Origin of the sequence: Synechococcus sp. CBW1108 (assembly GCF_015840335.1) — a bacterium.
Classification (GTDB): Bacteria; Cyanobacteriota; Cyanobacteriia; order PCC-6307; family Cyanobiaceae; genus Cyanobium_A.
Genome location: NZ_CP060395.1, coordinates 524,629 through 546,283, shown reverse-complemented (window position 1 = coordinate 546,283; position 21,655 = coordinate 524,629). Strand labels below are relative to the sequence as shown.

Below are 21,655 nucleotides of genomic sequence, written 5' to 3'. Positions count from 1 at the left end.
GCCAGCGCCCCATGGGCAACTGCGCACATTTGTAGGTGCCGTATTGCCCCCGGGCGGGCCATTCCCCCCTAATAGGTAGGTGGCTACAGGCGATCCCCTTGGCTGATGTATTGATTCTGCGGGAACGCAGTCCTGGTGAGTGTCGGGTGGCGGCGACCCCGGAAACCGTGCGCAGGCTGCGGGCCCGCGGCCTGGAAGTACGGTTGCAACAGGGTGCCGGCCTGGCTGCCGGCTATAGCGATGGCGATTTCTCCGAGGCCGGGGCCCGGCTGGTGGAGCCGGAAGCCAACTTGGGCGAGGAGATAGATGCGGTGCTCTGCGTCAATCCACCGGCCGCTGAGCTGCTGGACCAGCTCAAGCCAGGGACCCTGGTGGCCGGTTTGCTCTCCCCCTACGGAGCGGTCGATTTGGTGGAGCAGCTCCTGGCCCGCCGGGTGTCAGCCCTGGCGCTCGAGCTGCTGCCCCGCATCAGCCGGGCCCAGAGCATGGATGTGCTCTCGTCCCAGGCGAACATCGCCGGTTACAAGGCGGTGCTGTTGGCTGCTGCCGCCATGGATCGCTACGTGCCCATGCTGATGACAGCTGCCGGCACGATCCAGCCCGCCCGCGCCCTGATCCTGGGTGCGGGGGTGGCTGGCCTGCAGGCCCTTGCCACGGCCCGCCGTCTTGGAGCGGTGGTCTACGTCAGTGATGTGCGGCCTGCAGCCAAGGAACAGGTGGAATCCCTGGGTGGCAGGTTTCTCTCCCCACCCGAGCAGGAGGAGGCACCAGCCGAATCCGGCGGCTATGCCAAAGCCGCCAGCGAGGCCTTTCTCGCCGCCCAGCGCCAGCAGCTGGCCGACCAGCTGGCCCTGGCAGACATGGTTATCTGCACGGCCCTAGTGCCCGGCCGGCGGGCGCCGCTGCTGATCTCTGAGGAGATGCTGGCGGGCATGCGGCCCGGTTCTGTGGTGGTTGACCTGGCCGTGGCCCAGGGTGGTAACTGTGCCGGCACGGTCTGCGGCCAGACCGTCGAGCGCAACGGGGTGCAGCTGATCGGTGGCGATGGCCTGCCCAGCTCGGTTGCCAACCACGCCAGCGCCCTCTACGCCCGCAACCTGGCCGCCCTGGTGGAGCATGTGCTCGATGGAGCCGGCTTCCAGCTCGACCAGGAGGATCCGATTGTGGCGGGCTGCCTGCTCACCCACGATGGCCACTGCCGTTTCCCCGATCTCGTTTCCGGAGTTAACCGATGAGCGCCTTGACCCAGGCCCTGTGGGTGCTGCTGCTGGGCAGCCTGCTCGGCCTTGAACTGATCGGTAAGGTGCCGCCCACCTTGCACACGCCGCTGATGAGCGGTGCCAACGCCATCAGCGGCATCACCGTGCTGGCTTCACTCACCCTGATCGCCCAGGCCAACGGCCAGGTGCCCCTGTTGTTGCTTGGATCCCTGTCGCTGGGGTTCGCCCTGTTCAACGTGGTCGGTGGCTTCCTGGTCACCGACCGGATGCTGGCGATGTTTTCGCGTAAATCTTCCCGCAGCGGGGGGCCGAACTGATGGCCTTACCCAATCTCTTACCAGCTTTGATTGATCTGGTGGCGGTGTTGCTGCTGGCACTGGGCATCAAAGGACTCTCGAAGGTCAGCACGGCACGCTCGGCCAATGGCCTGGCGGCCCTGGCCATGGGCCTGGCGGTGCTGGGCCTGCTGATCCAGCAGCCCCTCAGCGCCCAGGCCTGGCTCTGGATAGCGATCGGCACGGGCCTCGGCGGCCTGCTCGGCCTGCTGACGGCCCAACGGGTGCCGATGACGGCCATGCCCGAAACAGTCGCCCTGTTTAACGGCTGCGGCGGCATGGCATCCCTGCTGGTGGCCCTGGGCGTGGCCCTCTACAGCCCCAATGGTGCCCCTGGCCTGGTGGAGCAGATCTCGATTGTGATCTCGGTCTTTGTGGGGGCGATCACCTTCAGTGGCTCAATCGTGGCCATGGGCAAGCTGCAGGGTTGGATCAGTACCCCGGCGTGGACCCAGAACTCCCTGCGCCATGCCGTCAACATCTCCCTGGCAGTTGCCTGCCTTGCAGGTGCAATCACCTTGCCCGGAGCCATGGCTGGCGCCCCTCTCTGGGTTCTGTTGCTGGCCTCCTCCCTGCTGGGCATCGGTGTCACCCTGCCGATCGGTGGTGCAGACATGCCGGTGGTGATTTCCCTGCTCAACAGCTACTCGGGTGTGGCTGCAGCCGCCGCCGGTTTTGTGGTGGGCAGCCAGTTGTTGATCGTCGCGGGGGCAATGGTTGGGGCCGCTGGCCTGATCCTCACCCAGGTGATGTGCACAGGCATGAACCGCTCCCTGGTGAGCGTGTTGTTTGGCGGAGCCCTAGGCGGGGTAGCTCCCGTTGGTGGGGGCGGCGATGAGGCCGGCTACACCCGGATCACCAGTTGCAGCGCCGAGGAATGCGCCCTGGCCCTGGAAGCGGCCGAAAGGGTCGTGTTTGTGCCCGGCTACGGCCTGGCCGTGGCCCAGGCCCAGCACGCCCTGCGCGAACTCTCCAAGTTGCTCGAGCTCCATGGGGTGGAGGTTTCCTATGCCATCCACCCGGTGGCAGGTCGCATGCCTGGCCACATGAATGTGTTGCTGGCAGAGGCCGATGTGCCCTACGAGCAGTTGCTGGAGATGGATACGATCAACCCCGAATTTCCCCGCACAGACGTGGTGATCGTGCTGGGTGCCAATGACGTTGTGAACCCCGACGCTAAGAGCGATTCCTCCAGTCCCCTATATGGCATGCCCGTGCTTGAGGTTGACCAGGCCCGCCAAGTATTTGTGGTGAAGCGCAGCCTTGGAGCCGGTTATGCCGGCATCAAGAACGCCCTGTTTGAACTACCTCAGACGGCGATGGTCTTTGGTGATGCCAAGGCCGTGCTCAACGGTCTGCTCACGGAGCTGCGCAGCATGGGGATCGGCAAGAAGTAGATGCAATTTAGCAGTTGCTAAAACCTATAATAGAGAACGGTAAAGGCTTCGACATCTCTGTTGTCTTGATCGGAGCCTTCAAGTATATAATTTAAGCCCAGGCTCAAGCTCAGGTGTTTGACAAGATTGATGTCCAGGCCACCTGTGATCATGGCATCAGCATTGCCATTGCTGTCTGTATTGGTTGCCACGCCAACGCCGGCATAGGGGCTGACTGGGCTATTTGGATAGAGATCAAGTGTCAGGGGCATCTGGAAGGCGCCTTGGTTGTTTGAGGAGCCATCAGAACCAACGTTTCCGAAAATGTAGGCCGGGCGCAATGAAATTGCCGCATCTTTGCCAATTTCTCTGCCAATGCGGCCATAGACCATTCCGTCGGTTGGTTCGTCATTGCCGACACCGATGCGTACGCCGCCCCCCAGTCCCACAATCCAGGGTGCAAGCGAAGTTTGAGCCGAGGGCTTTGGCTGATCACCTAGCTGAACAGCTGGTGTTGGCTGGGCGGCTGGCTGTTCAGTCGTTGGCACTGGCTGCCAATCTGGCGATGAGTTTGTAGGGAGAGGGGAAGCTTTTTGCCAGGTTGAGCCAGGCTTGGTATTGGCGGGTTGGCCCAATTCCCAGGTGGGCGCTGGGATTGAATCTTGGCTGGTCAAGCTGGATGAAATGTCATGGTTGAAGGGCCTTGCATGCCGATTCGGGTTATCAGGCAGGCTTGCTGCTGGCCTGAGGGTTTGGGCCGCCGCAAGTGAAGGGTGGAAAGCGGCTGTGCAAATGATCGAGATTGATACAGAGGCCGAAATTGATACAGGGCCCGATATGGAAAGCGACGGAATCTTCACCACGGCTGTCTACTGTAAATACTATTTAATTTAGCAGGCCTGTGCCTTGAGATCAATGGCTGATCTTGTGTCTGGCTGCCAACAGCGCTGGCCCTGGATCGGTGGCGATCTGCAGACCCAGCGGGACACCTTGATGGTTCCCCGCTGCCCTGCCGATACGGCTCAGCGCCTTTTGATCAGGGCCCCAGATGGGGGTTCCCTGCTGCTCAAGCTGGATCTGCCCTTGCTGCAGGATCCCTGGGGCTGGGTGCTGTTGGTGCATGGCCTTGGCGGCAGCAGTGATCGCCCTGGCGTGCGGCGACTGGCCCGTTTACTTGTTCTCAAAGGGTTCGCTGTTTGGCGTTTGAATTTGCGGGGTGCTGGCGAGGGGCGCTCCCTGGCCTCGGGTACCTATGCGGCCGCCTGCAATCGAGATCTGATTCCTGTTCTGACGGCTTTGAGGGAACGGGCCCGGGGCCGGCCCTTGCTGGGGGTGGGCCTCTCCCTGGGGGGCACCGTGCTGCTCAACGCCCTGTTGGAGCACCCGGGCGGCCTTGATGGACTTGCCTGCGTCAGCAGCCCCCTGGATCTGGGTGCTTGCGCGCGTCAGATCGCCCGACCCCGCAACGCTCTTTACCAGTGGCATATGGTGCGGGGCCTGATCCGCCTGGCCCTGGCCGATCCCCAGGCGATCGCACCAGCCAGAGTGAGCAGGCTCGCTCGGATCGCCACGATTCGAGACTTTGATGCCCTGATCACCGCACCCGGCTGGGGCTACGCGAACGTGGACCACTACTACAGGGAGGCCTCTCCCCTGGGGGGGCTTTGCTCAGGGGCCTCCCTACCGCCCCTGTTGCTGATCCATGCCCTGGATGATCCCTTGGTTCCCGCCGGTTCGCTCGTGGCACTGGCCGGCCAGCAATTTGAAAATAGAGAGATTTTGCTGCCGCGTTGGGGCGGCCACAACGGCTTCCATGGCGCGGCCGATCCGCCCGACGCCAGCTGGGCTGACTGCCACGTTGCCGAGTGGCTGGCAAGGCGGTGTCGAGAGCTTCCGGCTGGCTTTCTCTGAAAAGTATGGACCAGCCCTTTTCAACCCGTGGGCTGGATTTGTAGTTGATAGCGCTGCACAACCCATTCCCCAACGATCCGGCCGCCGATCACGTGTTCGCGCACGATCCGCTCCATCCGCTCTGGCGTGACGCCCCCATAGACAATTCCCTCGGGCCAGATCAGCAGCACGGGGCCCGCGGCGCAGACCCGCAGGCAATCGGCCTTGGTGCGCAGCACGATGCCGCCGGGTCGGGCCGGATCCTCCAGGCCCAGTTCTCGCACCAGGCGCTTGAGGGCCGCCCAGCTGGCGGCGCCGATGGCGGAATCTGGGCAGCAGAGGGCGTTGCTGGGGGTGGCGCAGAGCAGCAGGTGGTGGGAGACGGGCATCAGACCGGCAGCGCCGCCGGGGTCTTGGCATTCAGCCGGGCTGCAGCTTCATGCACCGCCTGCCGGGCCCAGGCGTCGATGGCCAGGACGTCGTCCAGGGAGGGGTTGGCCGTCAGATCGGCCCGGTGGCGATCACACACCCCGTCGATCAGCCTGGGGATATCGAGGAAATGCACCTGCTCTTCGAGGAAGAGGGCCACGGCCTGCTCGTTGGCGGCGTTCATCACCGCCGGCATTGTGCCGCCGGCGCGCCCCACCGCGTAGGCCAGCTCCATGCAGGGGTAGCGGGCCGGGTCGGGAGCGCGGAAGGTGAGGGAGCCCACCTCGGTGAGATCCAGGCGGCGCCAGGGGGTTTCCAGGCGTTCGGGCCAGCTGAGGCAGTAGAGGATCGGCAGCTTCATGTCTGGCCAGCCCAGCTGGGCCAGCACCGAGGAATCGGCCAGCTCCACCATCGAGTGGATGATCGACTGGGGGTGCACGACGATCTCGATGTGGTCGTAGTCGAGGCCAAATAGGTAGTGGGCCTCGATCACCTCTAGCCCCTTGTTCATCAGGGAGGCCGAATCGACGGTGATCTTGCGGCCCATCGTCCAATTGGGATGGCTGGTGGCGTCGGCCACGGTGGCCTTGTGGAGGTCTTCGGGGGGCCAGTCGCGGAAGGCGCCGCCGCTGGCGGTGAGCTGGATGCGGCGCAGGCCTGGAGTCGGCACTCCGGTGGAGAGGCGGGCCGTGTCGGCCCAGGGGGTGCCCTGCAGGCACTGGAAGATGGCGGAATGCTCGGAATCGGCAGGCAGCAGGCGCGAGCCGCTCTTCGCCAGCTCGGGCAGCACCACGGGGCCGGCGGCGATCAGAGTTTCCTTGTTGGCCAGGGCTAGATCCTTGCCGGCCTTGATCGCCGCCAGGGTGGGCAGCAGGCCGGCGCAGCCAACGATGCCGGTGACCACCAGATCGGCCGTGGGCCAGGCGGCGGCCGCGCAGAGGCCCTCATTGCCCCCCAGCAGCTCCGGCAGGCGCTCTGGCCTGGCGGCGGGCTCAAGGGCGTGGAGGCGCTCGCGCAATTCGCCAACGCGATCGCCGTTGGCCAGGGCCACCACCTCCGGGGCGTGGCGGCGGATCTGGTCGACCAGCAGGTCGAGGTTGTTGCCGGCGGTGAGGGCCACCACCTTGAAGCGATCGGGAAACTCTTCGGCCAGCTCCAGGGTCTGGGTGCCGATCGAGCCGGTGGAGCCGAGCACGGAGAGGGCTTTCACGGTGGGGGGCCCTTAAGGTTTCGGCACATCAGTCTCCCACCGCTCCTTCCCGATGACCGCAGCTCCTCCTCCACAAGCCCCGTTGCCGCGTGGGTACGTGCTGCTCTGTGGCCTGGCCATGGGGGCTGCCGACGTGGTGCCGGGTGTCAGCGGCGGTTCGATGGCCTTCATCCTCGGCATCTACTCCACCCTGCTGGAGGCCATTGCGGGCTTCGATCTGGAGCTGCTCAAACTGTTCGCTGCGGGGCAGTGGGGGGCGGCGGCGGCACGGGCGCATCTGGGTTTCCTGCTGCCCCTGCTGGCGGGGATATTCGGCTCGGTGCTGCTGCTGGTGCGACCGATCACCTGGCTATATGTCCAGCACCCGGTGTTTCTATTTGCCTTCTTCTTCGGTTTGATCGTGGGCTCGATCGTGCTGATTGCCCGCCATGCCCACTGGGGTGCCAGCGGCCTGGTGGCGATGGCGCTGGGGGCTGCCGGGGCCCTGGTTTTTGTGACCCGGGTGCCGGTGACCATGCCCCACGACCCTTTCACTATCTTCTGGAGCGGGGCGGTGGCAATCATGGCGATGATCCTGCCTGGGATTTCCGGCTCCTTCCTGCTGCTGGTGCTGGGTCAGTACCAGCACGTGATGGAGGCGGTCAAGGGCCTCGACCTGGTTGTGCTGCTGCCCTTCGCCCTGGGATGTGCCACCGGGCTGATCGCCTTTGTGCGGGTGCTGCGCTGGCTGCTGGCCCGCTGGCACGGCCAGACCGTGGCCCTGTTAGTGGGGGTGATGGCCGGCTCGCTCTGGAAGATCTGGCCGTTCCGCACCGTGCTCGAGAGCAGCACCAATGCCAAGGGCAAGCTGATCGTGCTGCGCGATGCCCTGGCAGCGCCGCCAAGTGCTTCGGCCCTGCTGGTGGCCCTGCTGCTGGGGGCGATTGGGGTGCTGCTGGTGGTGGGCCTGGAGTGGCTGCAGCAGCGGGTGGGTGTGGCTGAAATGGGCGGCTGAGACCTGTCGATGGCCCCGGCCCGCTTCCACGCGGACCTGATCGGCCGCGGGGCGGGCTGATTAGGCTCGAGATGCCCCCGCCCTTGGCCTTTGAACGCCTTTCTGCAGCGCTGGAACTTCATTGAGCGGGCCCGGCTGGAGCGGCAGCTGTGGGAGGCCTTCGAGCGCAAGGAAGACCTGGAGGCGCTGGTGGAGAACTGTCCGCCCGGTTTTCAGAAGGAGGTGTGGACCACCACCCTGCAGCGGCTTCGCAAGATCGAGCGAATGATGCAGGGCCAACAGCGTCCGCCTGGAAGCTGAGTTGTTTGTGCCGATCAGGCCAGCCCAGTCCCCCAGCCCAATTCACTCAGGCCCAATTCACTTAGCTCCGAATCCACTCAGTGACGCCGCCGGGCCGGTCGATCAGCTCGATCCCCTGGGTTTTGAGGCCGTCGCGGATCCGGTCGGCTTCTGCGAAGTCGCGGGCTGCCTTGGCGGCTAGGCGGGCTTGGATCTGGGCTTCGATCTCGGCATCGCTGGGGCTGGCTGCACTCGAGCCTGGGCCAGCGGCCGGGCTCTCGGCTGCCGGCTCATGCTGGAGGCCCAGCACCCCCGCCAGCTCCAGCAGCAGCTGGCCCTGGGCCACCAGGGCCGGGGTGGCGGCTGCGTCTGCGGCGGCCCCGTCGCCCCGCTCCAGTCGGTTGGCCAGGGCCCGCAGGGGTTTGGCCAGCTCGAACAGCACCGCCAGGGCAGCAGAGGTGTTGAGGTTGTCGTCCATGGCGGCGGCAAAGCGCTGGCGGGCGGCGGCGAGCTCTGGGGGAAGCTCCGCGAGGCTAGTGGCGGCGGCCGCGGCGCTTTCGCTGCCCACCAGACCCAGGGCGGCGTTGAGGCCCTTCCAGCCGGTGGCGGCTGCCTCGAGGGCTTCGGCGGTGAAATCGAGCGGTTTGCGGTAGTGGGCCTGGAGTGTGAACAGGCGCAGCGTCATCGGCGAGACGCCCGAATCCAGCAGGGCACGGATGGTGGTGAAGTTGCCCAGGGATTTGGACATCTTCTGGCCGCCCACATTGACCATGCCGTTGTGCAGCCAGTAGCGAGCCAGTTCATGGCCAGTGGCCGCCTCCGACTGGGCGATCTCGTTTTCGTGGTGGGGAAAGATCAGGTCGGCGCCACCGAGGTGGATGTCGATCGTGTCGCCCAGCTCCTCGCGCACCATCGCTGAGCACTCGATGTGCCAGCCGGGTCGGCCGGGGCCCCAGGGGGATTCCCAGCTGGGCTCGCCCGCTTTGGTGCCCTTCCAGAGGGCAAAGTCGAAGGGGTGCTGCTTGCGGGCTTCTTCCTCCGTGGCCACCCGCCCAGCGGCATTGTCCTGTTGCTCAGCTAGATCGCGGCCGCTCAACTTGCCGTAACCGGCGTGTTTAATCACGGCGAAATAAACATCGCCATCGGCGCTGTAGGCCGCCCCCTTGGCTTCCAGCTCGGTGATCAGGCTGCGAATGGCGTCCAGGCTTTGGGTGGCCCGCGGCATACGGTCGGGCGGCAGGATATTTAGCCGGGCCATGTCGGCCACGAAGGCCTCGATATTGCGCTCACTCACCGCCTGCATCGAGCTGCCCTCCTCGGCGGCGCGGTTCAGGATCTTGTCATCGATGTCGGTGTAGTTCTGCACAAAAGTGACGGCGAAGCCGCTCCAGAGCAGATACCGGCGCAGCACATCCCAGGCGATGTAGCTGCGGGCATGGCCCAGGTGGCAGAGGTCGTAGACCGTGACGCCGCAGCAGTAGATGCTCACCTGGCCGGGTACCAGGGGCTCGAACAGTTCAATGCGGCGCGTAAGGGTGTTGGTGAGGCGCAGGGTCATTGAGCTGCTGGTTACTTGGCTTCCATCCAGTTGGGGCCGACGCCGGTTTCGACTACGAGGGGCACGGTGAGGGCCACGGCCCGCTCCATGGTTTCACGCGTCAAGGTGAGCACCGCTTCGAGGGCTTCAGGCGCTGCCTCCAGCACCAGTTCGTCGTGCACCTGCAGCAAAAGTCTTGCCGGTAGCTGGGCCGCCGCTAGCTCTTGGTGCAGTTGCACCATGGCCAATTTGATGATGTCGGCGCTGGAACCCTGGATCGGCGCGTTGGCGGCGGCCCGCAGTTGCTGGGCTTCCATACCGCCGCGGCGGGCCACCTCCAGCTCGATCTCTAGGGGATCCTTGCCGCGCAGGCGGCCCAGGCCGTTGGGGTCAAAGTGGAAGGGTCGCCTCCGGCCCAGGATCGTTTCCACATAGCCCCGGCTCAAGGCCAGCCGCTCTTGTAATTCCAGGAAGGCGAACACCTTCGGGTAGCGCTGCTTGTATTTGAGCAGAAAGTCTTTGGCTTCGGCCTGGCTGACGCCTGTTTCGCGTGCGAAACGCTGGGCGCCCATGCCGTAGATCACGCCGAAGTTGATCGTCTTGCCCAGGCGGCGCTCATCCGGCGTCACGGTGTCCTTCTCGAGCAGCAGCCGGGCTGTGAGGGCATGCACGTCGTCGCCGCTGCGGTAGGCCTCCACCAGCACCGCTTCGCCGCAGAGGTGGGCCAGGATGCGTAGCTCGATCTGGGAGTAGTCGGCGCTGATCAGGCTCCAGCCCTCCTGGGGCAAAAAGGCCTTGCGGATCCGGCGGGAAAACTCAGTGCGGATCGGGATGTTTTGCAGGTTGGGATTGCTGCTGGAGAGCCGGCCGGTGGCGGTTACCGCCTGGTTGAAATCCGTGTGCACTCGACCCGTCTCCGGCTCCATCAGGGCCGGCAGGGCATCCACATAGGTGCTCTTGAGCTTGCTGAGGGTGCGGTGCTCCAGCACCAGGGCCACCACCGGGTGGGCATCTTCGAGCTTTTCGAGCACCACCGCATCGGTGCTCCAGCCGGTTTTGGTCTTGCGCGATTTCTTGCGATCGAGCCCGAGGGTGTCGAACAACAGTTCGCCCAGCTGTTTGGGGGAGGCGAGGTTGAAGTCCACCCCGGCGGCCGCCTTCGCCTCGCCCTCGAGGCGATCCAGGGTGATTTTGAGCTCGGTGCTCAGCTCGCCCAGGTAGGCGGTGTCGATGCGGATGCCGGTGGCCTCCATCTGGGCCAGCACCGGCTCCAGCGGCAACTCCAGCTGGTCGAGCAGTTGGGGCAGGGCCGCGCCCATGGCGATCAGCTCCTTGCGCAGCAGCAGGGCCAGGCGCCAGGTGAGGTGCACATCCATGCCGCAGTAGTGGGCCGCGGCCTCGATCGACACCGCTGAAAAATTGGCGCCCTTGGGCACCAGCTCGCCATAGCTGGTGGGGCTAAAGCCGAAGTTGCGCTCTGCCATCGCCTCAAGGCCGTGTTTGTCGCCGGCATCGCGCAGGTAATCGGCCAGCAGGGTGTCCATCACCACCCCGCCCAGGGGCAGGCCGTGGCGCATCAGGATCAGCCGGTCGTATTTGGCGTTTTGCAGCGCTTTGGGGTGGGCGGCGCTGGCCAGCCAGGGGGCCAGGGCGGTGAGCACCACAGCGAGGGATAGTTGCTGAACCTGTTGAGGAGGTTGTACATCTGTACAACCTCCTGGAGCGCTTTCTGTTGAGGTTCCAGAAGGGATCTTCAGAAGCTCCTGGATGTCCCCGCTCGCTTCGCGCTGCTGCTCGGGGAGATGGTGGCCAATCGGGATGTAGGCCAGTTCCCCCGGGCCATCTCCCCAGGCCACGCCCACCCCCACCAGCTCGGCCTGGAAGGGATTGAGGCTGGTGGTTTCGGTGTCTAGGGCCACGGGGCGGCCCGGATCTGTGCAGCCGTTGAGGCGCTGCACCAGGGCGGCCAGGGCCTCGGCGCTGGTGATCAGCTGGGGCTCGAGGGCAGGCAGCCCCTTGCTGTCCGGCTGATCGGGAGCTGTTTCACCAGCCGAAACCGCGTGAATGGCGGCTGTGACGGCCTTGCCGCCCGCGGGGCTGGATCCCTCACTGGGCTCCGGCGGCACGGCCGAGAACAGCTGGGCGAAGTTGGGCACCTGTTTCACCAGGCTGTACAGCTCCAGCTCCTCCAGGCTGCTGGCCAGGGCTTCGGCCCGCACTGCCCCCAGCTCCAGCCGCGGCTCACTGGGTAGGGGGATGTCGATCAGAATCTCGGCCAGCATGCGCGAGCGATAGGCGCTTTCACGGTCGGCGCGCAGCTTCTCGATTAGGGCACCCTTGAGGCTGCCCTGGGTGGCCTTGGCTCCCGCGGCCGCCAGCTGGTCGAGGGCGGCATAGATGCCATCGACATGCTCAAACTCCTTCAGCAAATTGATGGCGGTTTTGGGGCCCACGCCCTTGACGCCGGGGATGTTGTCGGAGCTGTCGCCCGTGAGCGCCTTGAGGTCAACGACCTCGTCTGGCGTCACGCCGAGCTTGGCGATCACGCCGTCGCGGCGGATCTCCAGCGGCCCGCTGTTTTTGGCATAGGGGCCGCCGCCCATGTAGAGCACGGCGATGTCACGCTCGTCGTCGACCAGCTGGAACAGATCGCGGTCGCCCGAGAGGATCCGCACCCGCCAGCCTTCTGCCGCCGCCCGGTTGGCCAGGGTGCCGAGCACGTCGTCTGCTTCATAGCCGGGCGCCATCGCCAGGGGGATGTCGAGGCTCTCGGCCAGGATCTGCTGCAGGTTGGCCAGGTCGGCGAAGAAGTGCTCCGGCGCCACATCCCGGTGGGCCTTATAGGCCGTATCTGCCTCGTGGCGGAAGGTGGGCTCGGCCGTGTCGAAAGCCACCACCAGGCCATTGGGTTTGAGGCCCTTGCAGTTGTCGAGCAGGGCCTTTAAGAAGCCGTAGGTGACGCTGGTGGGCACCCCCGCCTTGGTGCTCAGCCCCCCGTCGCCCCCCTTGGCAAAGGCGTAAAAGCTGCGGAAGGCCAGGGAGTGGCCGTCGATCAGCAGCAGCAGGGGCTTGGTGCCAGGGGCCACGTTGCTGCAAGGGGTGATGGGTCGGGTCAGCCTGCCAGAGCTCAGGCTTGCAGTTGGGCCATGGCGATCCGCACCACGGCCTCCGCGGTGCCCAGGGCAGTGGTGCTGTCGTTGGCATCGAAGAGATCAGCCGGCGCCTCATCGCCTTGGGGGTAGCGGCTGGCGCTATTCATGCGGGTTAGCGCCTTGAGATGCAGCTCAGCCAGGCCTGGGAGATCCAGGCCCTGCTGTTGCAATAGCTCCACCAGTTTCTCGAGGGAGTGGCTGTAGGGCGGGGTGATCCCGGCTGCCAGCACCAGGGCCTTGAGCGCCTTTTCGGCGGCCTGACCCGCCAGGTAGCAGGCCTGGGCATGGAACCCCTGGCCGGCCGTTAGGCCCGCCGCTTCCAGATCGTTGTTCGCCTGGCGGATCCAGGCTTCAACCCGGGGAGTCACGGCTGATCCAGGCGCAGGGCGTCGCGGCCGATGGCCTGCCAGTAGGGATCGTCACCGCTACGAAGCTGCTTCCAGCGCTCCTGGCTGAGGGCCAGCACGTCGTCACCCAGACGGGCGCCCAGCAGCGCATCTGCCAGGGCATCCGCCAGCTGCTGGTTGGGGGCGATGGCCAGTAGGTCAACGTCTGAGCAGGCATCCCAATCGCCGCGGGCCAGCGAGCCAAATAGCCACACCTCGCCGCCCGGCTGGCTGGCGGCGACCTCTGCGGCGCCTGCGAGCAGCGCCCTTAGGCGGGCGCTGTGGCCCTGTTCGCGAATGGCGGCCAGGCTGGGCATCGTTCCATGCTAGGTCGATGGGGCAGGTGGTCATCGTCAGCGGCAGCGCCGCCTTCAGCCCCTGCGGCCGCTACCGCTGGTGGCTGGAGCGGGTGTGGCAGCCGGCGGCGCCACGGCTGCTGTTCATCGGCCTCAATCCTTCGCGGGCCGGTGGCCAGTGCGACGATCCCACCCTGCGGCGGTTGGTGGGGTTTGGCCAGCGCTGGGGCTTCGGCAGCCTCGAGGTGCTCAACCTGTTTGCCCGCGTCAGCCCTTCGCCGCCGGTGTTGCGCCGCGCCGCCGATCCGGTGGGTGCCCAGGCCGATGCCTGGCTGCAGCAACGCCTGGTGGCCCATCCCCAGGCGGCGCTTTGGCTGGGCTGGGGCAACCAGGGCGCCTGGCGGGGGCGCGATCAGGAGGTGCTGGCCTTGTTGCAGGGCCGGGACCTCTGGGCCCTGGGCCTCACCGCCGCCGGCCAGCCCCGCCATCCTCTCTATGTTGCCGGCGATGTTGCGCTGCAGCCACTCACCTGCCCCAACCCAGGGAGCCTGGGCCATCCTGAGGACACCACCGGACTGCTGCCCGCTAATCCGTTGCCCGCCAAGACCCCATGTCTGCCCTCCCCCGCCGCTATGCCGTTCATCTGCACCTGAGTGGGGGGCAGAGCGAAACCGTCCATTTCCACACCCTGGAGGCCTTTCAGCAGTGGTATGGGAGTGTGCTGAACGCTTCGGCTCCCGATACCTTCGTGAATGTGCCGCTGGCGGATCTGGAGGGTGAATATCTGGTGGTAAGGCCTGCGGCGGTGATTGGAATTCATGTGGAGCCCAAGTTCAATGCCCTTGATGAATGACACCTGAGCGGCTGGGGCTGCTCTGGGGCGTCACCGTGTTTGCCGGTGCGGTGGCCCAGGGGCTTGCCTGGCTCACCGGTCTGCCGGGCGTGGTGTTGCTGCTCAGTGCCGGCCTGGTGATCGGGCGCTCGGGCTTTGGCCTGGTCGAACCCCTCGACCTCGGGGCAGGGCTGGGCACGGTGGTGGGCCTGCTGGTGAGCCTGGTGCTGTTCGATGGCGGCATCAACCTGCGCCTGCCCGATGACGGCACCCGCCAAGCCGTGCTGCGCATCGTGCTGGTGCGGCTGGTGCTCGCCCTTGCGGCCGGCCTGCTGGCGGCCCACTGGTTGGCGGGATTGAACTGGTCGCTGGCAGCGGTGTTCAGCGCCATTGTGCTGGCCACCGGCCCCACCGTGGTGACTCCACTGGTGCGCCAGATTCGCCTGGCAGCCCCCCTGGGCGAGGTGCTGGAGGGGGAGGGGCTGGTGCTCGAGCCGATCGGGGCCGTGCTGGCCCTGCTGCTGCTTGAGCTGGCCCTCGGCGATCTGCATGGCTGGCGGGAGCTGGCCCTGGGCCTGCTGCAAAGGCTTGGCGGTGGGGTGCTGATCGGTGCTGGCTGTGGCTGGTTGCTGGCCGAAGCCCTCAGCCGCATCCCCGCCCAGGCGGCCGGCGCCCTGCGGCTCCAGCTCACCCTGGGCAGTCTTTTTCTGATGTTCAGCGGCTGCGAGTTGTGGCTGCCCGAATCGGGCCTGCCCGCGGCGGTGGCCGCCGGGGTGGTGGTCGGCCGCAGGCCGGATACGGATGCGGCCGAGCTCGATGGGCTGATCCGTCAGTTGGCCCAGCTGGCGATCACCATGCTCTTCCCCTTGCTGGCCGCCGATGTGAGCTGGGCCGAACTCAGCCCCCTGGGCTGGGGTGGGGTGGCCTGCGTGCTGGTGTTGATGCTTGTGGTGCGCCCCGTGGCGATCGGCCTGGCCACCTGGGGCCTGGATTTCAGCCTGCCCCAGCGGGCCCTGCTGGCCTGGTTGGCGCCCAGGGGCATTGTCACCGCCGCCGTGGCAAGCCTATTTGCCATCCGCCTCGAGCAGGCGGGAGTTGCGGGGGCTGGCCGCCTCCAGGGGCTTGTGTTTCTGACGATCCTGCTCACCGTGGGCCTGCAGGGCCTCAGCGCCGGCCCCCTGGCCCGCCGCCTGGGCCTAGAGGCAGCGGCTGATCCGGGCCCGGTCGGCGCCGCTGCGGTGCAGCAACAGCCAGGTGATCAGTAGGTCGGGGCCCTGGAGGCTGCCCAGCAGGGAGGCCCGCAGGGTCTTCATGATCACCCCTTTTTTAACTCCAGCCGCCGTGGCCGCCTCCAGGAGCAGGGCCTGGGCCTGGTCGGCCTCCAGGGGGGCCTCCGGCGAGAGTTTCAGCAGGCTCTCCAGCAGGGCCGCCAGGGCAGCTCTGGCTCCGTCGGTGGCCAGTTGGGTTTCGGCGGCTTGCTCCAGCTCGGGGGTGGTGAAAAAGGGGCGGGCCTGCTCCACCCCATCGGCCAGCAAGGTGAGGGAGGGGCCGATCAGGCTGCAGAGGTCAATCTGCCAGGCGGGATCAGCGCAGGCGCTGCCAGGTTCGGTGCCCCAGCTGTGCTCTGCCCACAGGGGCAGCAGTTGCTGGCGCAGGCTCTCGGGGCCGAGGCCGTGCAGCACCTGGCCGTTGAGCCAGTTGAGTTTCTCCCAGTCGAAGCGGGCCCCGGCCCGGTTGACCCGCTCGAAGTCAAACACCGCTGCCGCCTCGGCCAGGCTGAAGCGTTCCCCCATGCCCTCCGGCGGCGACCAGCCCAGCAGGGTCATGTAGTTGGCCAGGGCTTCGGCGGTGTAGCCCATGGCCCGAAATTCGCTCACCGAAGTGACGCCATCGCGCTTGGAGAGCTTTTTGCCCTCCTGGTTAAGGATCAGGGGTGTGTGGGCAAATACCGGCGGCTCGGCGGCGAGGGCCTGGTAGAGCAGCAGCTGCTTGGCGGTGTTGGCGATATGGTCTTCGCCGCGGATCACGTGGCTGATGGCCATGGCGATGTCGTCCACCACCACCACCAGGTTGTAGAGCGGGTCGCCGATCTGATCGGCCGGGGCCCGGCGGGCGATCACCATGTCCCCGCCCAGGTCGCTGCCCTTCCAGGCCATCTCCCCGCGCACCAGGTCGCTCCAGGTGATGCTGGCGGCGTCGGCGATGCGGAAGCGGATCGTGGCCTGGCGCCCCTCGGCGATGTAGGCCTGTTGCTGCTCGGCGCTCAGGTCGCGGTGGCGATTGTCGTAGCGGGGGGCCTGCTTGTGGGCGGCCTGCTGCTCCCGCATGGCGGTGAGTTCAGCTTCGCTGGCGAAGCAGCGGTAGGCGTGGCCACCATCCAGTAGCCGCTGGATCGCGGCCCGGTGCTCGCCGATCCGCTCGCTCTGGATCACGGGCTCGCCATCCCAGTCCAGCCCGAGCCACTGCAGCCCTTCGAGGATGTTGGCGGTGTATTCGGGCTTGCTGCGGGCGCTGTCGGTGTCTTCAATGCGCAGCAGAAACTGGCCGCCCTGGCGGCGGGCGAACAGCCAGTTGAACATTGCAGTGCGGGCCGTGCCGATGTGCAGGGTTCCCGTGGGGCTGGGGGCAAGGCGTACTCGCACCGCAGATCCAGCTGCACTGGCAAACTTCACGCAGACGTTCTCCAATTCAGTGAAAGGGGCTCCGATTTATGAACGGCTCGGATTAAATAAACGGGACTGACGGGATTCGAACCCGCAACTTCCGCCGTGACAGGGCGGTGCTCTAACCGGTTGAACTACAGTCCCAAGTCTGGTCTGATTTGAATACTCAGGCTGGTTTTCCAGTCTGAATCCCCAGTCAAGAGTCCGATTCGGGGCAGGCCCGATTGCGCCGACTCACCGACATAAGAAGTATCCATCGCCACCCTGCCCGCCGTCAACGGCCCCTCAGGGCCTGAATCCGGCGGGCTCGATCAGACGCACCTGGTTGCCACGGGCGGTGAATTCACGCCCCTGGTCGCTTTGAACCACCACTCGACCACCGGACTTGACCCGGATCACGCGGGCTCGCACCCAGCCCAGAGCCGCTGACTCGAGCACCTTCACCACATCTCCGGGTTGTAAATCCAACTCCATGCTCGAAACCAGGAAACTGCAGATTGGAGCATCGAACGCGCCGTGGAGGACTTGAACCCCCGACATCAGGTTTTGGAGACCTGCGTTCTACCAACTGAACTAACGGCGCAATGCCGATGCCCCGTAAACATGAGGCCAATGGGCGGGAACCAATACGACTGGGGAGAAACTCTCCAGACATATGGGCAGACCCGCCGCAGCCTCAGCGATCGAAGCGTTGCTTGACCCGTGTGGCTTTACCCACCCGATCACGCAGATAGAAGAGCTTCGCCCGACGCACCTTACCGCGGCGCTCCACTTTCACGGAGGCCACCTGGGGACTGTGGAGCATGAAGACCCGTTCCACGCCGATGCCCTGAAAGATGCGCCGCACGGTGATGGTCTCGTTGAGACCGCCGTGGCGCTTGGCAATAACCACGCCCTCGTAGGGCTGGACGCGCTCCTTGTTGCCCTCACGGATCCGCACGCCCACCTTCACGGTGTCGCCCACATAAATCTCGGGCAACTCGCTCTTGAGTTGTTCGGCCTCGAAGGCTCGAATCAGCTCCTGGGCGCTGAGTTTGCCAGTGGTGACCTTGGTTTTCACCGCCACTGGACCGGTTTCAGGAATCTCAGCTGGATTTTCCGGCTGGTTCTCGGTCTGGTTGTCGGTCGTCTCCGTTGCCATCTCAACTCCGCTTAGGCCTGGCCAATCCCTCAGTGTACCGGCCGGCGGGGAGCCCGCAGCACCTCCCCGCCATTGGTAGCTTGATCTCAGATGTGTCCATCGCGGCTCGAGCTCCCAGCATGAATCTGTTTGCCGATCTGCTGGCTACCACCAAAACCCCAGTCCTGGAGACAGGCCCCCGCATCCAGAAGGGCAGACGGGGCGTGGAGATCAAGAGCGCCCGGGAGATCGCCACGATGCGCCAGGCCAGCCGGATCGTGGCCACGGTGCTGCGTGAGCTCCTGGAGCTGGCGGCCCCTGGCATGACCACCGGCGACCTCGACAGCCATGCCGAAAAGCGCATCCGCGAAATGGGAGCCACTCCCAGTTTTAAGGGCTACCACGGCTTCCCTGCCAGCATTTGCGCCTCGATCAACAACGAGGTGGTGCACGGCATCCCCAGCAGCAAGCGGGTGATCCAGGCCGGCGATCTGCTCAAGATCGATACGGGGGCTTACTTCGACGGCTACCACGGGGACAGCTGTGTGAGCCTCTGCGTCGGCCAAGGTGCCAGTGAGGAAGCTCAGACCCTCTGCCGCGTGGCTCAGGAATCCCTGATGCGGGGCTTGGCCCAAATCAAGGCGGGCAACACCCTGCTGGATATCGCCGGCGCCGTTCAAGACCACGTCGAAGCTCACGGCTTCGCCGTCGTCGAGGACTACACCGGCCATGGGGTTGGCCGCAACCTGCACGAAGAGCCATCGGTGTTCAATTTCCGCACCAGGGATCTGCCCAACATGAAGTTGCGTTCGGGCATGACCCTGGCGGTGGAGCCGATCCTCAATGCCGGCAGCAAGGCCTGCCGCACCCTTAGGGACCGCTGGACCGTGGTGACGGCCGATGGCAGTTGGTCGGCCCAGTGGGAGCACACCATCGCCGTTGGCAGCGACGGTTGCGAGATTCTCACCGACCGGGATTTCTAGGCCAGCTCAGCCCTCAGCTCTTGTCAGCAGCTCTCGTCAGCAGCCCGCGTCAGCAGCCGGAAGTAAAGCCAGCGGCTCAGGGTGCTGAGTGGCATCAGCACGTAGGTGAGGGGGTTGGGGCTGACGATGATCAGGTTGCAGCCCAGCCGGGCCTGGGCCAGCACCTGGCCGGCCACGAAATCGGCCCCCATCAAGCCAATCGGGTTGAGGGCAGAGCGGAAGGGCCCCAGCACCAACCGGCGGATGCGCAGCGGCCCCTGGCTGCCGCCGAGGTCTAGGGCCCGCAGGCTCACCAGGTTTCCCAGCAGCCGTTTACTGAGCTCGTAGAGCGGGCTCAGGGCCGGCTGGATCTCCGCTTCGGAGGTGTTGACCCAAACCTCTGCCTGGCGGCGGGCGGCGGCGCGTTGCTGCACGACCTCGGCAAACAGTTCCAGCAGCCGCCAGCTGCTGAGGGCATTCACCTCCAGGGCCTGGCCGGTGGCTGCGCGGCTGCGGGCCTGGGGTTGGTTGATGCCATGGTTGAGCACGAGCACATCCACCCGTTCCAGCACCGGCCGCAGGGCCCACTCCTCGCCGATCCGCCAGACCACCTGCTCGAGGGGGATCGGCTCTCCGGCTTCATCGCGCAGATCCAGCGGCTCTGGGCTACTGGTGAGCCCCACCAGGTGGACATCCTGGCGGGGCCAGCGACGCAGCAGGGCCCTGCCGAAGCTGCCACTTGCCCCTGTGACGGCAACGGTGCATTGATCCTGGCAACTCGACATGAGCCTGGCGCTAACGACCCCTGACGCGCCAGCATGGAGCAGGTCGGTATGGAAACAACCGCCTAAATTCCCACCAGCTGAGCCCCAGCGAGGTTGACCCGATGGCCCCCACCTTGCTGGTTGGTTCCTGTGAACCCTTTAGCGGCAAATCCGCCGTGGTGCTTGGGCTCGCTCGCCAGCTGCTCCGCCAAGGGGTAGAGGTTCGCTTCGGTAAGCCCCTGGCCACCAGCCTGGATTCCCCTGCCGAGATGCCGGTTGGTACCCCACTGCTCGATGCGGATGTGCGCTTTGTGGGGGCCACCCTGGGGCTGCCTGACAGCCAGCTGATCCCCTCCCTCCAGGTTGCCGACCCCCAGCAGGCCCAGCAGCGTTTGTTGCAGGGCAACCTGGATCCGGGGGCCGGCTTCAGCGAACAGATTTTGCAGCTGGCAGCTTTTAGCGATGGCCTCACCCTGCTGGAAGCTGGCGGCAGCATGGCTGAGGGTTTGCTCTACGGCCTCAGCCTGCCCCAGCTGGCTGAGGGGATGGGGGCCCAGGTGCTGTTGGTGCATCCCTGGGTCGACAGCAGCAGCGTTGATCCCCTGCTGGCGGCTCGGGCCTGGCTGGGTGACCGTCTGGCCGGGGTGGTGCTCAATGCCGTTCAACCCCAGCTGGTTGGGCCCCTGCGCGCCGACATGGTGCCTGCCCTCGAGCGCTTGGGACTGCCGGTGCTGGGGGTGATGCCCCAGAGCCCCCTGCTGCGCAGCGTCACGGTGGAGGAGCTGGTTCTGCGGCTCGGGGCCAAGGTGCTCTGTTGCCCCGAGCGGCTCGACCTGCTGGTTGAAACCCTCTCAATCGGAGCCATGAATGTCAACTCGGCGATGGAATTTTTCCGTCGCCGCCGCAACATGGCGGTTGTGACCGGTGCGGACCGCACCGATATCCAGCTGGCCGCCCTGGAGGCATCAACCCAATGTCTGATCCTCACAGGGGCCGCAGAGCCCCTGCCCCAGCTGATCAACCGGGCCGAGGAGCTGGAGGTGCCCCTGCTCAAGGTGGAACATGACACCCTCACCACCGTGGAAGTGATTGAGCAGGCCTTTGGTCACGTGCGTCTGCACGAGGCGGTCAAGGCCAGCTTTGCCTTTCGGTTGGTGGCAGAGCACTGCGATTTTGAGCGGCTGTTCACGAGGTTGCAGTTGCCCGCGCTGGCTAAATAACGCTGCTATTTTCGGGGTGCAGGCAGAGGGCTACAGGTGACCCGGTCCCTTGATCTTCCGGCATTGGGCCGGATCGACACCCTTGCCCAGGAACTGGCCATGCTCCAGGACCGGGGCAAACGCCGGATTGCCATCCTGGGCAGTCGCCACGTGCCTGTGGTTTCGATCCATCTGGTGGAGCTGGTGGCCCGCTCCCTGGCCCAGGAGGGGCACAACCTGATCACCTCCGGCTCCCAGGGGGTGAATGCGGCCGTGATCCGCAGCGTGCTGGAGATTGATCCGGCCCGGCTCACCGTGCTGCTGCCCCAGAGCCTGGATCGCCAGCCTGGCGAATCCCGGGAGCAGCTGGAGCAGGTGCTGCACCTGGTGGAGAAGCCTGAGCACGACGAATTGCCCCTGCCGATGGCCAGCAGCCTCTGCAACCACGAGATCATCACCCGCTGTGACCAGCTGATCTGCTATGCCTTCCACGACAGCGAGACCCTCCTGGCCAGCTGCCGTGTGGCCGAAGACATGGGCAAGGTGGTGAGCGTCATGTTCTTCGACTAAATCTGTTTTCTTAAGAGCCCAGCAGCGCTTTTAGGCCTTCGACGTAGAGCAAGCCACTGCAGGTCAGGGCGCCCGCCCAGCAGAGGCCGCGCAGGGGCGGCACGTTGCCCACGTACATGCCGATGTAGGCCAAGCGCAGCAGGGGATGGATCCAGGCCGCGGCTATCGCTACCGGGCTGCTGACACCAGTCACCAGGCACAGCAGGGCAGCGGGCGCGTGCAGCGTGAAGGCTTCGAAGCAGTTTTGGTGCGCCCAGGCGGCCCGCTTGCCCCAGGCCGGTAGCCGCTCGAACATCGCCCGCGGTGCCGCCAGATCGTCCATCTGGAAATTGGCCTGGGAGCGGGCGGCCCCCAGGGGCACCGTGCTGAACACCACCACGCCGGCGGCCAGCAACAACGACCAGGCAAAGGGGGCGAGGTTGGCGGTCATGGCGGCTGGCG

At 65.8% G+C, this 21,655-nt stretch carries 25 protein-coding genes and 2 tRNA genes; 13 read left to right on the top strand and 14 right to left on the bottom strand.

Annotated elements, in window-relative coordinates; genetic code table 11:
• Positions 1–98: 98 nt before the first annotated feature.
• From H8F27_RS02880 to H8F27_RS02870, 3 genes are read left to right on the top strand one after another with little or no spacing between them, the layout of a single operon-like run.
• On the top strand, positions 99–1,235 hold the full coding sequence (locus tag H8F27_RS02880; protein WP_197151107.1) for an NAD(P) transhydrogenase subunit alpha: 1,137 nt from the start codon (positions 99–101) through the stop codon (positions 1,233–1,235).
• The gene (locus H8F27_RS02875) at positions 1,232–1,537 is read left to right on the top strand and encodes an NAD(P) transhydrogenase subunit alpha (RefSeq protein ID WP_197151106.1); all 306 of its coding nucleotides are present in this window, start codon (positions 1,232–1,234) and stop codon (positions 1,535–1,537) included. Before H8F27_RS02880 ends, H8F27_RS02875 begins: the two co-directional genes overlap by 4 nt.
• Positions 1,537–2,952, top strand: coding sequence for an NAD(P)(+) transhydrogenase (Re/Si-specific) subunit beta (locus H8F27_RS02870; RefSeq protein ID WP_197151105.1), 1,416 nt, complete (start codon positions 1,537–1,539; stop codon positions 2,950–2,952). Before H8F27_RS02875 ends, H8F27_RS02870 begins: the two co-directional genes overlap by 1 nt.
• 17 nt (positions 2,953–2,969) lie before the next feature.
• Here H8F27_RS02870 and H8F27_RS02865 read toward each other — a convergent pair whose 3' ends face one another.
• Entirely contained in the window at positions 2,970–3,566 is a 597-nt protein-coding gene (locus tag H8F27_RS02865) for a hypothetical protein (RefSeq protein WP_197151104.1), read from the bottom strand.
• 7 nt (positions 3,567–3,573) lie between these two features.
• Here H8F27_RS02865 and H8F27_RS02860 point away from each other — a divergent pair, with 7 nt between their 5' ends.
• The gene (locus H8F27_RS02860; protein ID WP_197151102.1) at positions 3,574–3,825 is read left to right on the top strand and encodes a hypothetical protein; all 252 of its coding nucleotides are present in this window, start codon (positions 3,574–3,576) and stop codon (positions 3,823–3,825) included.
• Between the two features lie 21 nt (positions 3,826–3,846).
• Entirely contained in the window at positions 3,847–4,842 is a 996-nt protein-coding gene (locus tag H8F27_RS02855) for a YheT family hydrolase (protein ID WP_197151101.1), read from the top strand.
• A gap of 20 nt (positions 4,843–4,862) precedes the next feature.
• Here H8F27_RS02855 and H8F27_RS02850 read toward each other — a convergent pair whose 3' ends face one another.
• Positions 4,863–5,210: a ferredoxin gene (locus tag H8F27_RS02850; RefSeq protein WP_197151100.1), complete on the bottom strand. Its 348-nt coding sequence runs from the start codon at positions 5,208–5,210 to the stop codon at positions 4,863–4,865.
• The gene (locus H8F27_RS02845; protein WP_197151099.1) at positions 5,210–6,460 is read right to left on the bottom strand and encodes a 1-deoxy-D-xylulose-5-phosphate reductoisomerase; all 1,251 of its coding nucleotides are present in this window, start codon (positions 6,458–6,460) and stop codon (positions 5,210–5,212) included. Before H8F27_RS02845 ends, H8F27_RS02850 begins: the two co-directional genes overlap by 1 nt.
• Before the next feature lie 97 nt (positions 6,461–6,557).
• Here H8F27_RS02845 and H8F27_RS02840 point away from each other — a divergent pair, with 97 nt between their 5' ends.
• Positions 6,558–7,454 (top strand): DUF368 domain-containing protein, encoded by an 897-nt coding sequence (locus H8F27_RS02840; RefSeq protein ID WP_231596481.1) that lies wholly within the window; start codon positions 6,558–6,560, stop codon positions 7,452–7,454.
• A 90-nt stretch (positions 7,455–7,544) separates the two neighbouring features.
• Positions 7,545–7,754, top strand: a complete 210-nt coding sequence (locus tag H8F27_RS02835) for a hypothetical protein (RefSeq protein ID WP_197151097.1) — start codon at positions 7,545–7,547, stop codon at positions 7,752–7,754.
• A 61-nt stretch (positions 7,755–7,815) separates the two neighbouring features.
• On the opposite strand, the gene cysS is transcribed toward H8F27_RS02835, so the two are convergent.
• Genes cysS through H8F27_RS02815 form a run of 4 tightly spaced genes read right to left on the bottom strand, consistent with a single transcriptional unit; the run spans position 7,816 to position 13,125 of the window.
• Positions 7,816–9,291: a cysteine--tRNA ligase gene (gene cysS, locus H8F27_RS02830; protein WP_197151096.1), complete on the bottom strand. Its 1,476-nt coding sequence runs from the start codon at positions 9,289–9,291 to the stop codon at positions 7,816–7,818.
• An 11-nt stretch (positions 9,292–9,302) separates the two neighbouring features.
• Complete coding sequence (gene polA, locus H8F27_RS02825) at positions 9,303–12,356, bottom strand: DNA polymerase I (protein WP_197151095.1); 3,054 nt, start codon at positions 12,354–12,356, stop codon at positions 9,303–9,305.
• Between the two features lie 41 nt (positions 12,357–12,397).
• On the bottom strand, positions 12,398–12,790 hold the full coding sequence (locus H8F27_RS02820) for a HEPN domain-containing protein (RefSeq protein ID WP_197151093.1): 393 nt from the start codon (positions 12,788–12,790) through the stop codon (positions 12,398–12,400).
• Positions 12,787–13,125: a nucleotidyltransferase domain-containing protein gene (locus H8F27_RS02815; RefSeq protein WP_197151091.1), complete on the bottom strand. Its 339-nt coding sequence runs from the start codon at positions 13,123–13,125 to the stop codon at positions 12,787–12,789. Before H8F27_RS02815 ends, H8F27_RS02820 begins: the two co-directional genes overlap by 4 nt.
• 17 nt (positions 13,126–13,142) lie before the next feature.
• Between H8F27_RS02815 and H8F27_RS02810 the strand changes: the two genes are divergently transcribed.
• Genes H8F27_RS02810 through H8F27_RS02800 form a run of 3 tightly spaced genes read left to right on the top strand, consistent with a single transcriptional unit; the run spans position 13,143 to position 15,201 of the window.
• A complete protein-coding gene (locus H8F27_RS02810) occupies positions 13,143–13,757 on the top strand; it encodes a DUF1643 domain-containing protein (RefSeq protein ID WP_197151090.1) in 615 nt (204 codons plus the stop codon).
• Positions 13,715–13,957 (top strand): hypothetical protein, encoded by a 243-nt coding sequence (locus tag H8F27_RS02805; RefSeq protein ID WP_197151088.1) that lies wholly within the window; start codon positions 13,715–13,717, stop codon positions 13,955–13,957. Before H8F27_RS02810 ends, H8F27_RS02805 begins: the two co-directional genes overlap by 43 nt.
• A complete protein-coding gene (locus tag H8F27_RS02800) occupies positions 13,954–15,201 on the top strand; it encodes a cation:proton antiporter (RefSeq protein ID WP_197151086.1) in 1,248 nt (415 codons plus the stop codon). Before H8F27_RS02805 ends, H8F27_RS02800 begins: the two co-directional genes overlap by 4 nt.
• Here H8F27_RS02800 and gltX read toward each other — a convergent pair.
• The 5 genes from gltX to rplS form a co-directional block, all read right to left on the bottom strand.
• Positions 15,133–16,578 carry a glutamate--tRNA ligase gene (gltX, locus tag H8F27_RS02795; RefSeq protein WP_197151085.1) on the bottom strand — a complete coding sequence of 482 codons (1,446 nt, stop codon included), beginning with the start codon at positions 16,576–16,578 and terminating at the stop codon, positions 15,133–15,135. The genes H8F27_RS02800 and gltX overlap by 69 nt on opposite strands.
• 91 nt (positions 16,579–16,669) lie before the next feature.
• Positions 16,670–16,743 (bottom strand) — tRNA-Asp (locus H8F27_RS02790).
• A 141-nt stretch (positions 16,744–16,884) separates the two neighbouring features.
• Positions 16,885–17,073, bottom strand: a complete 189-nt coding sequence (locus tag H8F27_RS02785; protein ID WP_006043540.1) for a hyperconserved protein Hcp — start codon at positions 17,071–17,073, stop codon at positions 16,885–16,887.
• Positions 17,074–17,109: 36 nt separating this feature from the next.
• A tRNA-Trp gene (locus H8F27_RS02780) sits at positions 17,110–17,182 on the bottom strand.
• A gap of 93 nt (positions 17,183–17,275) precedes the next feature.
• Positions 17,276–17,740, bottom strand: a complete 465-nt coding sequence (rplS, locus tag H8F27_RS02775; protein ID WP_231596480.1) for a 50S ribosomal protein L19 — start codon at positions 17,738–17,740, stop codon at positions 17,276–17,278.
• Between the two features lie 119 nt (positions 17,741–17,859).
• Here rplS and map point away from each other — a divergent pair, with 119 nt between their 5' ends.
• On the top strand, positions 17,860–18,702 hold the full coding sequence (map, locus tag H8F27_RS02770; protein WP_197151083.1) for a type I methionyl aminopeptidase: 843 nt from the start codon (positions 17,860–17,862) through the stop codon (positions 18,700–18,702).
• 23 nt (positions 18,703–18,725) lie between these two features.
• Here map and H8F27_RS02765 read toward each other — a convergent pair whose 3' ends face one another.
• On the bottom strand, positions 18,726–19,466 hold the full coding sequence (locus H8F27_RS02765) for an NAD-dependent epimerase/dehydratase family protein (protein WP_197151081.1): 741 nt from the start codon (positions 19,464–19,466) through the stop codon (positions 18,726–18,728).
• Positions 19,467–19,567: 101 nt separating this feature from the next.
• On the opposite strand from H8F27_RS02765, the gene H8F27_RS02760 reads away from it, so the two are divergent.
• Positions 19,568–20,665, top strand: a complete 1,098-nt coding sequence (locus H8F27_RS02760) for a phosphotransacetylase family protein (protein ID WP_197151080.1) — start codon at positions 19,568–19,570, stop codon at positions 20,663–20,665.
• 36 nt (positions 20,666–20,701) lie between these two features.
• Positions 20,702–21,214, top strand: a complete 513-nt coding sequence (locus H8F27_RS02755) for a DNA recombination-mediator protein A (RefSeq protein WP_197151079.1) — start codon at positions 20,702–20,704, stop codon at positions 21,212–21,214.
• Positions 21,215–21,224: 10 nt separating this feature from the next.
• Here the strand turns inward: H8F27_RS02755 and H8F27_RS02750 are convergent, their stop codons facing one another.
• Positions 21,225–21,644 (bottom strand): MAPEG family protein, encoded by a 420-nt coding sequence (locus tag H8F27_RS02750; protein ID WP_197151078.1) that lies wholly within the window; start codon positions 21,642–21,644, stop codon positions 21,225–21,227.
• Positions 21,645–21,655: the final 11 nt, after the last annotated feature.

What these genes read in the sequence shown, in the direction of transcription:
- H8F27_RS02875 (WP_197151106.1), top strand. Translation starts at nt 1,232, where the DNA reads ATGAGCGCCTTGACCCAGGCCCTGTGGGTGCTGCTGCTGGGCAGCCTG.
- H8F27_RS02870 (WP_197151105.1), top strand. Translation starts at nt 1,537, where the DNA reads ATGGCCTTACCCAATCTCTTACCAGCTTTGATTGATCTGGTGGCGGTG.
- H8F27_RS02855 (WP_197151101.1), top strand. Translation starts at nt 3,847, where the DNA reads ATGGCTGATCTTGTGTCTGGCTGCCAACAGCGCTGGCCCTGGATCGGT.
- H8F27_RS02850 (WP_197151100.1), bottom strand. Translation starts at nt 5,210, where the DNA reads ATGCCCGTCTCCCACCACCTGCTGCTCTGCGCCACCCCCAGCAACGCC.
- cysS (WP_197151096.1), bottom strand. Translation starts at nt 9,291, where the DNA reads ATGACCCTGCGCCTCACCAACACCCTTACGCGCCGCATTGAACTGTTC.
- H8F27_RS02815 (WP_197151091.1), bottom strand. Translation starts at nt 13,125, where the DNA reads ATGCCCAGCCTGGCCGCCATTCGCGAACAGGGCCACAGCGCCCGCCTA.
- H8F27_RS02810 (WP_197151090.1), top strand. Translation starts at nt 13,143, where the DNA reads ATGGGGCAGGTGGTCATCGTCAGCGGCAGCGCCGCCTTCAGCCCCTGC.
- H8F27_RS02805 (WP_197151088.1), top strand. Translation starts at nt 13,715, where the DNA reads ATGTCTGCCCTCCCCCGCCGCTATGCCGTTCATCTGCACCTGAGTGGG.
- H8F27_RS02800 (WP_197151086.1), top strand. Translation starts at nt 13,954, where the DNA reads ATGACACCTGAGCGGCTGGGGCTGCTCTGGGGCGTCACCGTGTTTGCC.
- H8F27_RS02785 (WP_006043540.1), bottom strand. Translation starts at nt 17,073, where the DNA reads ATGGAGTTGGATTTACAACCCGGAGATGTGGTGAAGGTGCTCGAGTCA.
- rplS (WP_231596480.1), bottom strand. Translation starts at nt 17,740, where the DNA reads ATGGCAACGGAGACGACCGACAACCAGACCGAGAACCAGCCGGAAAAT.
- map (WP_197151083.1), top strand. Translation starts at nt 17,860, where the DNA reads ATGAATCTGTTTGCCGATCTGCTGGCTACCACCAAAACCCCAGTCCTG.
- H8F27_RS02765 (WP_197151081.1), bottom strand. Translation starts at nt 19,466, where the DNA reads ATGTCGAGTTGCCAGGATCAATGCACCGTTGCCGTCACAGGGGCAAGT.
- H8F27_RS02760 (WP_197151080.1), top strand. Translation starts at nt 19,568, where the DNA reads ATGGCCCCCACCTTGCTGGTTGGTTCCTGTGAACCCTTTAGCGGCAAA.
- H8F27_RS02750 (WP_197151078.1), bottom strand. Translation starts at nt 21,644, where the DNA reads ATGACCGCCAACCTCGCCCCCTTTGCCTGGTCGTTGTTGCTGGCCGCC.